The following is a 7603-nucleotide window of genomic DNA, read 5'->3' as shown; positions in this document are numbered from 1 at the left end:
CTCCGGCCCCCCATCCCATGGGGCATCGCTTTCCTCCGACACTCACCACCCGATCTGGAAGGGGGAGTGTCAGAGCCCGGCCCGGACCCGCCGCGCCGGGCCGTGGCGGCGCAGTTGAGTCACCAACTTGCCGAAGGTGCGTGGGCTCAGCCCGGTGAACGGGGCTGTCCAAGACGGCTCTGACGCCGTGATCACACCAGCCACAGTCCAAGACCATCGCACATCAAGATCACTTACGGGACAGCGCTCAGGTCGTGGCCTGGCCTTTCGGCAGTGCCAGTGACGTGGGCGGGCTGCTGGTTTCTATCGGAGGGGGCGGCGACCGGTGCGCTGGGACCAGCGCACGGCCATGAGGCCCAGCGCAGCCACAAGGATCACGATGCCGATGATCAGCAAGTAGCCCAGCCCTTCCGCGGCCACGCCGATGATTCCCAGCACGAGGGCGACCAGAACGAGAAACAGCAAGAGGGCCATGACGCCCACGCCTCCCTTGGGCAGCTGAACGCAGGCGCTCAGCGGCGCGCGAGTTGCCGCTCGCCGCCTGCGCCCGTCTGATAGGGCATGTCGTAGTGCCGGAAGATCGCTTCTTCCGACTCGGCGGGCAGGATGTCGTCCATGCCGACCGAGGGCGCCTTCTTCACCAGTGCCTTGGCGTGGGAGACCTTCACGTAGTCCGGCCCGAGGATCGCCTCGTCGAGGGGCACGAAGGCCAGCTGGTGGCGGGTAGGGAGCCCAGTGCGGACCGTGGCCATGGCCGGTTCGTCGGTGGTGGTGTCCACGTAGACCGCTTCGAGTACGCCGATCTTGTGGCCCTTCGGGTCGACGACGCTACGGTTGCGCCACTCGCGGACATCGGCTGCATGGATCATGGCCTGCCTCCTGAGCCGTTACCCCGGGCCGGTGCGAGCGCCCCCGGCGGACAGTCGCAGCCTGCTGAACCCGGTAGCCCATTGTTCCTCCAGGCTATCCGGGAATGTCTGCGTCGCGTCCTGCCGTGGCAGGGGCTTCGCCCGTGGTAGTCGACAGGCATGTCTATGAAGCCTTCCGGCGCCGCGGACCGTTCGTCTCGGGTCGGCCGGCTGCGCCGCGTGATCAGCCGTTCGCCGGTCGGGCGCGGATGGCGGCGCAGCAGGGATATGGAGCTGTGGCCGCGTTCGCTGGGCTTCGCGGCGCTGGGGTTCCTCACGCTGGTGCCGCTGCTGATCATCGTCTCCTCTGCCGATCCCGAGCACGGGCGGGGGTTCGCGCAGTGGCTGGGGGAAGGGCTCGGCGTGTCAACGGCTGCCAGGCGGCAGGTCGAACAGTTGTTCATCCGGCCCGGCCAGGCACTGCGGACCACGACCGCGTTCGGCATCGCCGCCCTTGCCGTGTTCGGCCTGTCCTTCGGGGCGGCGGTGCAGACCGGCTACGAGAAGGTCTGGGACTTGCCGCCGGCCCGCTGGTGGGCCAGATGGCGGCATGTGGTGTGGCTCGCCGTCCTCACCGGATACCTCTTCGTCTCCGCCACCACCACGCTGCGCCGTGAACCCCTGGCAGGTGGAGCCGTCGCCTCGCTGAGCGCCGTGCTGTTCCTCTGGTGGTCCCAGCGCCTGCTGCTCGGCGGGAGGGTCCGCTGGCGTGCCCTGTTCCCCGGCGCCGTGGCCACGGTAGTCGGGCTGCTGGGTCTGAGGGTCTTCTCCAGGCTCGTCTTCTCACCGCTGATCGCGTCCAACGCCGTCTCCTACGGCGCCGTCGGAACTGTCCTGGTCATCCAGTCCTGGCTGGTCGGCGTGGGCGTCGTCGTCTTCGGCGGTGCCCTGGTCGGCCGACTGCTGTACGAACTCCCTCGCAGGGCACCCGCACTGCAACGGCGCAGCTGAGCGCGGGCTGAACCTGGTCGCCCAGCTCGATCGGACCGATGGACGTGCGCACCACGCGTAGCACCGGGTGCGCGTCGAACCAACACTCCCCTGTCGGCAGGGACCACAGCTCGTCGCGCTCGACCATGATCCGGTCGGACGGTTCACCCCGTGCCGGCGCGGGTGCTGCGAAGCCGTCCCCCACGTCAGAATCATCCGCGGCCCGCCGCCCCAGGGGACTCAGGTTGTTCTTACAGCCCTCGGAAACCTGTCTTCTTCTAGAGCGGGCCGTGGCGGCCTGCGAGGCCGTGAACCGGGCGGGCGAGATCTCCCTCCGCGAGGGCGTGTTCTTCGAACGCCACTCTCCCACGGCCTGTTCGCCAGCCGGGACCAGTCCGAAGGCGCGGGAGCTCTCCTGAAATTTCCTCTCCGTCCTCTGCCTGGGATAGACGTCGACGGAGTGGAGCCAGGATCATCCTGGCTCCACTCCGGGGTGCGGGCGTGTCACTGGAACTGTGCGAAGAACCTCCAGATCTCTGCTTTGGTCCAGGTGGCGACGCCGCTTTCGCTGGGGGAGCCGTCGACCGGACCGGGTATGTGGCCGCCGTCGAACGCGGCCCATTGGACCGGGTATCCGGCACGGCAGCCCGAATAGGTGGTGGTGATGTGCGTTCGGCTGCCCGGTGCGGGCTCGCGCGGGCTCTGGGGGGTGCAGCCGTTGTTGCTGACGAATCTGTCGCGCAGGGACCGTCCTTGCGCGATGTTGAGGACGGAGTCGCTGACGCCGTGGATTCCGAAGTAGGCGATGGGCTGGGTGCCGCCGCTGCAGCCGCTGATCTGAGCGCCGGATATGACCGCGACAGCCCTGAAGACGTTCGCCCGGCTGCATGCGAGTGCGTAGCTCATACCGCCGCCCCAACTGAATCCCGTGGCGAAACGCTGTGCTGTGTTGACACAGAGGCCGCCCTCGATTCGCCGGATCATGTCGTCGACGAAGGTGATGTCCTCACCGCCCGAATTGGCCCAGCCGTTGCCGAGGCCCTGGGGGGCGACGAGGATCGCGCTGTTGCTCGACTGTTCCTGTTGGCCGTAGTAGGACCAGGCGGTCCCGCTCGTGCCGCCCGAGGCGACGTCGCCGGCGGTTCCGCCCCGCCAGTGGAACGCGAAGATCAGCCGGTAGGGGTGGCTGTTGTCGTAGTTGGCGGGAACCCTGAGGATGAAGCTGCGGCTCTTACCGCCGCTTTGAATCGTGTGCGTACCGCTGGCCAGGGTCGGGGCGCTGCCGCATCCCCCGCCGCCACCGGACGACAGCTTGATCATCTGCCATTGCTGGTTGGCGCCGCCCCAGTCGGTGTACTGGACGACGTTGCCGCCGTCGGCGGTGGAGGCGCCCTGCACCTCCACCGCCTTGCCGCTGTTGCGGTTGATCAGCCGGACGTGGCCCGCGTCGGAGTCGGCCAGGCGGAACTGCTGGTTGGCCCCGTTGTGGTCGGCCCACTGCTGGATTGCGGCACCGTCGGCGGTCGAGGTGCCGGCCACGTCGAGGACCTTGCCCGAATGCCGTGCCTTGAGGCGGTAGAAGCCGCCGCCGGAGTCCACGAACTGCCACTGCTGGTTGGCTCCGTCGTGGCGCGTCCACTGGCTGACCCCCGCGCCGTCGGCGGTGGACGTCCCAGAGACGTCCAGCGCCTTGCCGCTGTTGCGATTGACCAGGACATACCAGGCACTGGTGTCCACCGTCGCCGCCTCGGCGGGCGCCGGATTCACCGCGGCGAGCATGCCGATCGCGAGAGTCGCCGCCACCACGGCGGCGAACCGGGACCACCAGCGATGCCTTCGTGGAGGGGCGGGGGAAGCCGCACCGTAGGTCTTCATCGATTCTCCCTTTCGTTTCTGGCAGGTCCCCTCAGGTGCGGGTCCAGCGTTGGTTGCTGCCGTTCGAGCAGGAGTAGAGCTGGATCAGGGTGCCGTTGGCGGTGCCGGCTCCTACGGCGTCGAGGCAGAGGCCGGACTGGACGCCGACGATGGATCCGTCGGAGTTGAGGCGCCATTTCTGGTTGTCGCCGCCCCAGCAGCTGTAGATCTGGACTTTGGTGCCGTTGCCGGTGCCGGCGGCGTCCAGGCACTTGTCGCCGTAGACCCTGAGCTCGCCCGCGGCGGTGTGCGTCCACTGCTGATGGGTGCCGCTGCGGCAGTCCCACAGCTGGACCTGGGTGCCGTCGGCGGTGCTGGCGTTCGGCACGTCCAGGCAGCGGCCTGAACCGACGCCCTTGATCTGTCCGGAATCCCCAGGGGGCGTCGAGGAGCCGCCGTTGAGTGCGTTGAGGACGGCGGTGTAGGCGGGCTTCTTGCTGCCGTCGGAGTTGAACAGCAGCGGCGTGTGCTGCGGTCGCCAGGAGTCGCTGTCGCGCACACCCCAGACGGTGATGCCGAGGCAGCGCGGGACGGCCAGGCAGTCGTTGGTCACGTTGGCGTAGGTCGTGGGCGAGGCGCCCTGGATGTCGAGTTCGGTGATGGCCACGTCGACGCCGAGGGCGGCGAAGCTCTGCAGGGTGGTGCGGAAGTTGCTGTTGTAGGGGCTGTCGCTGTTGAAGTGCGCCTGGAAGCCGACGCAGTCGATCGGCACGCCGCGCTGCTTGAAGTCCCGGACCATGGCGTACATGGCCTGGGTCTTGGCCCAGGTCCAGTTCTCGACGTTGTAGTCGTTGTAGCAGAGCTTGGCGGCCGGGTCGGCGGCGCGCGCGGTGCGGAAGGCGACCTCGATCCAGTCGTTGCCGGTGCGCTGCAGGTTGGAGTCGCGCCGGGCTCCCGAAGTGCCGTCGGCGAAGGCCTCGTTCACGACGTCCCACTGGGCGATCTTGCCCTTGTAGTGGTTCATCACGCCTTTGATGTGGTCGATCATCGCCTGGCGCAGGCTGCTGCCGCTGAGGCTCTGCATCCAGCCGGGCTGCTGGGAGTGCCAGGCCAGAGTGTGGCCGCGCACCTGCTTTCCGTTCTGCACCGCCCAGTTGTAGACGCGGTCACCGGCGGTGAAGGTGAACTGGCCCCGCTGGGGCTCGGTGGCGTCGATCTTCATCTCGTTCTCGGCCGTCACCGAGTTGAATTCGCGGCTCGCGATCGACGTGTACGCCGAGTCGCCCAGCCTGCCCGAGGCGATGGCGGTGCCGAAGTAGCGGCCGCTCTGCGCCGCCGCGGCGCCGAGCGTGCTCTCGGCGGCGTGTGCAGTCGGCGCGGCTAGCGTGGCTGCCGCACCGAGGACGCCGACGACCAGCGCCAACAGCAGGCCGCGGATCTTCCGGCGGACAACGGGTCTGGGAAGGGCATACGAGCCCATGGCTGTGCCTCCAAGGTGGAAATCACGGAAGGACTGAAGCGCAGGGGAATGCGCCGTCCGCTCCCACTCGGCAAAGACGGACGGGGCGGCCCGGAACCCGGGCAGCACGCAATCACCGGACGCGGCGGTCAGGGAACCGGGACGATCTCATTCGACACAGGCATGGGGGTACTCCATCGCGGCTCAGCCGGGGGACCACCGCGCGGCGTCGCGTACCTCTCCAACTGCGCGAAGAGAGGATGCGCTGGTGCGAACCTCACCGGAACGAATCGGGGTGGCGCAGGTGCTTTGGTGCGCGGATCTGTCGTGCAGCTGTGCGTGGATCTGCCGTGCAGCACAGATTGCTCAGGCCGATCTGGTTCGACATCTCGAACTGCGGCCGGTTTCCCAGACAGGGATGATTGAGGCACTGGCGATGGTCGTCAATACTCCCCGCAGAAGAAGTTTCGGTTCCTAGCCCGAAACATTCCGGAACCCCGGCGAGCCGGAAGGCGAACGCCCGGCGCCGCCGTCGGCGGATGCCGTGGGGCCGGGGCCGGGGCCGGGAAGAGTGTGCGCACGCTGCTTACTCGGCTCCTCTCCTCCGCGCGGACGCCTTGGCCTGGCGAGCCATATCGCAAACTCCGGAGTTTTTCCGGTCGGCGCGACAGCTTGTCAAGCCCAAAGGAGAGGCGCTGTTTGTGGACAGATCGGCGACAGGCCTTGACCAGAGGGCCCCACATTCCTAGCTTGTGGCGTCGAAGCATCGGGGAATTCTTCGAAACTTTCGAGATTTTCCCTGTCCCCCGGCACGTCCACTCCGCGGTTCATCGGGGTCACCTCACCCCCGCCCCCCAAAGGAGTCCTCTGATGTGGTTTCGCCACCCGTCCCCGGTCCGTCTAAGACGCTTACTCGCCGTCCTGGCGCCCTTGCTGCTCGTGGCCACCTTCCTCGGCGCCCAGCCCGCCGGCGCGGCGACCGTAGACCCCAACGCCTCGTATGTGCTGGTCAACCGCAACAGCGGCAAGGCCCTGGATGTCTACAACATGGCGACCAACGACGGCGCCCGCATCACCCAGTGGACCAGGAACGATCAGAACCAGCAGCAGTGGCAGTTCGTCGACTCCGGCGGCGGTTACTACCGCATCAAGTCCCGCCATTCCGGCAAGGTGCTGGACGTCCACAACTTCTCCACCGCCAACGGCGGCTCGATCGTCCAGTGGGCCGACCTGAACGGCACCAACCAGCAGTGGCGGCTGGCCGACAGCTCGGACGGCTACGTGAGGTTCATCGCGCGCCACAGCAACAAGGCCCTCGAAGTTCAGGGCGCCTCCACCGCCGACAACGCGAACATCGTCCAGTACGACGACTGGGGCGGCACCAACCAGCAGTGGCAGCTCGTCAAGGTCGGCGGCGGCAACCCCGGCCCGTGCGATCTTCCGTCGACATACCGCTGGACATCAACGGGCGCGCTGGCGCAGCCCAAGCCGGGGTGGGTCTCGCTCAAGGACTTCACCGTCGTGCCCTACAACGGCAGGCAACTCGTCTATGCGACGACGCACGACACGGGGACGAGGTGGGGTTCGATGAACTTCGGCCTGTTCACCAACTGGTCGGAGATGGCCTCGGCCAGCCAGAACACGATGTCGACTTCCACCGTCGCGCCCACGCTCTTCTACTTCGCGCCGAAGAACATCTGGGTGCTCGCCTACCAGTGGGGCGGGACCGCCTTCTCCTACCGGACGTCGAGCGACCCCACCAACCCGAATGGCTGGTCATCCCAGCAGGTGCTCTTCTCCGGAAGTATCACCGGCTCCGGAACCGGACCCATCGACCAGACGATCATCGGTGACGGGACGAACATGTACCTGTTCTTCGCCGGTGACAACGGCAAGATCTACCGAGCCAGTATGCCCATCGGGAACTTCCCGGGCAGCTTCGGCGCGACCTCGACAGTGATCATGAGCGATACGACGAACAACCTGTTCGAAGCCCCGCAGGTCTACAAGCTCCAGGGCCAGAACCGCTACCTCATGATCGTCGAGGCGATCGGCTCGCAGGGCCGCTACTTCCGCTCGTTCACGGCCACCAGTCTGAACGGCTCATGGACACCCCAGGCCGCGACCGAGAGCAATCCCTTCGCCGGCAAGGCCAACAGTGGCGCCACCTGGACAAACGACATCAGCCATGGCGAACTGATCCGCACCAGCCCCGATCAGACCATGACCGTCGATCCCTGCAATCTGCAGTTGCTCTACCAGGGGCGCAGCCCCAACTCCGGCGGCGACTACGGCCTCCTGCCCTACCGGCCAGGTCTGCTGACACTGCAGCGCTGACGGCGCGACACGAGTCCGGCTCCGGTATGGAGCCGGACGGGGGGGGGGGGGGGGGGGGGACTCCCCCCGGGTCCCGTGAAAACACCCGCGCCCCCCCGGCTACGGGGGGCGGGGT

At 67.5% G+C, this 7603-nt stretch carries 6 protein-coding genes and 1 pseudogene; 2 read left to right on the top strand and 5 right to left on the bottom strand.

Annotated features, from left to right (window positions below):
* The 3 genes and pseudogenes from ACZ6D7_RS32740 to ACZ6D7_RS32730 all read right to left on the bottom strand — a co-directional run.
* Nucleotides 1–204: pseudogene (locus ACZ6D7_RS32740) on the bottom strand (hypothetical protein); the annotation flags it as partial.
* Nucleotides 205–303: 99 nt separating this feature from the next.
* Nucleotides 304–474: a hypothetical protein gene (locus tag ACZ6D7_RS32735; protein ID WP_469498695.1), complete on the bottom strand. Its 171-nt coding sequence runs from the start codon at nucleotides 472–474 to the stop codon at nucleotides 304–306.
* Between the two features lie 38 nt (nucleotides 475–512).
* Nucleotides 513–869 (bottom strand): PRC-barrel domain-containing protein, encoded by a 357-nt coding sequence (locus tag ACZ6D7_RS32730; RefSeq protein ID WP_469498693.1) that lies wholly within the window; start codon nucleotides 867–869, stop codon nucleotides 513–515.
* Between the two features lie 159 nt (nucleotides 870–1028).
* Between ACZ6D7_RS32730 and ACZ6D7_RS32725 the strand changes: the two genes are divergently transcribed.
* The gene (locus ACZ6D7_RS32725) at nucleotides 1029–1859 is read left to right on the top strand and encodes a YhjD/YihY/BrkB family envelope integrity protein (RefSeq protein WP_469498690.1); all 831 of its coding nucleotides are present in this window, start codon (nucleotides 1029–1031) and stop codon (nucleotides 1857–1859) included.
* Nucleotides 1860–2342: 483 nt separating this feature from the next.
* On the opposite strand, the gene ACZ6D7_RS32720 is transcribed toward ACZ6D7_RS32725, so the two are convergent.
* Both ACZ6D7_RS32720 and ACZ6D7_RS32715 read right to left on the bottom strand, forming a co-directional pair.
* Nucleotides 2343–3644, bottom strand: coding sequence for an RICIN domain-containing protein (locus ACZ6D7_RS32720; protein WP_469499053.1), 1302 nt, complete (start codon nucleotides 3642–3644; stop codon nucleotides 2343–2345).
* A gap of 100 nt (nucleotides 3645–3744) precedes the next feature.
* Entirely contained in the window at nucleotides 3745–5172 is a 1428-nt protein-coding gene (locus tag ACZ6D7_RS32715) for an endo-1,4-beta-xylanase (RefSeq protein WP_469498687.1), read from the bottom strand.
* A gap of 849 nt (nucleotides 5173–6021) precedes the next feature.
* Between ACZ6D7_RS32715 and ACZ6D7_RS32710 the strand changes: the two genes are divergently transcribed.
* Nucleotides 6022–7488 carry a non-reducing end alpha-L-arabinofuranosidase family hydrolase gene (locus tag ACZ6D7_RS32710; protein ID WP_469498685.1) on the top strand — a complete coding sequence of 489 codons (1467 nt, stop codon included), beginning with the start codon at nucleotides 6022–6024 and terminating at the stop codon, nucleotides 7486–7488.
* The last annotated feature ends 115 nt before the right edge of the window (nucleotides 7489–7603 follow it).

The sequence above is a fragment of the Streptomyces sp. NPDC041784 genome (assembly GCF_055591025.1).
This window is presented reverse-complemented; position numbering and strand designations above follow the sequence as displayed.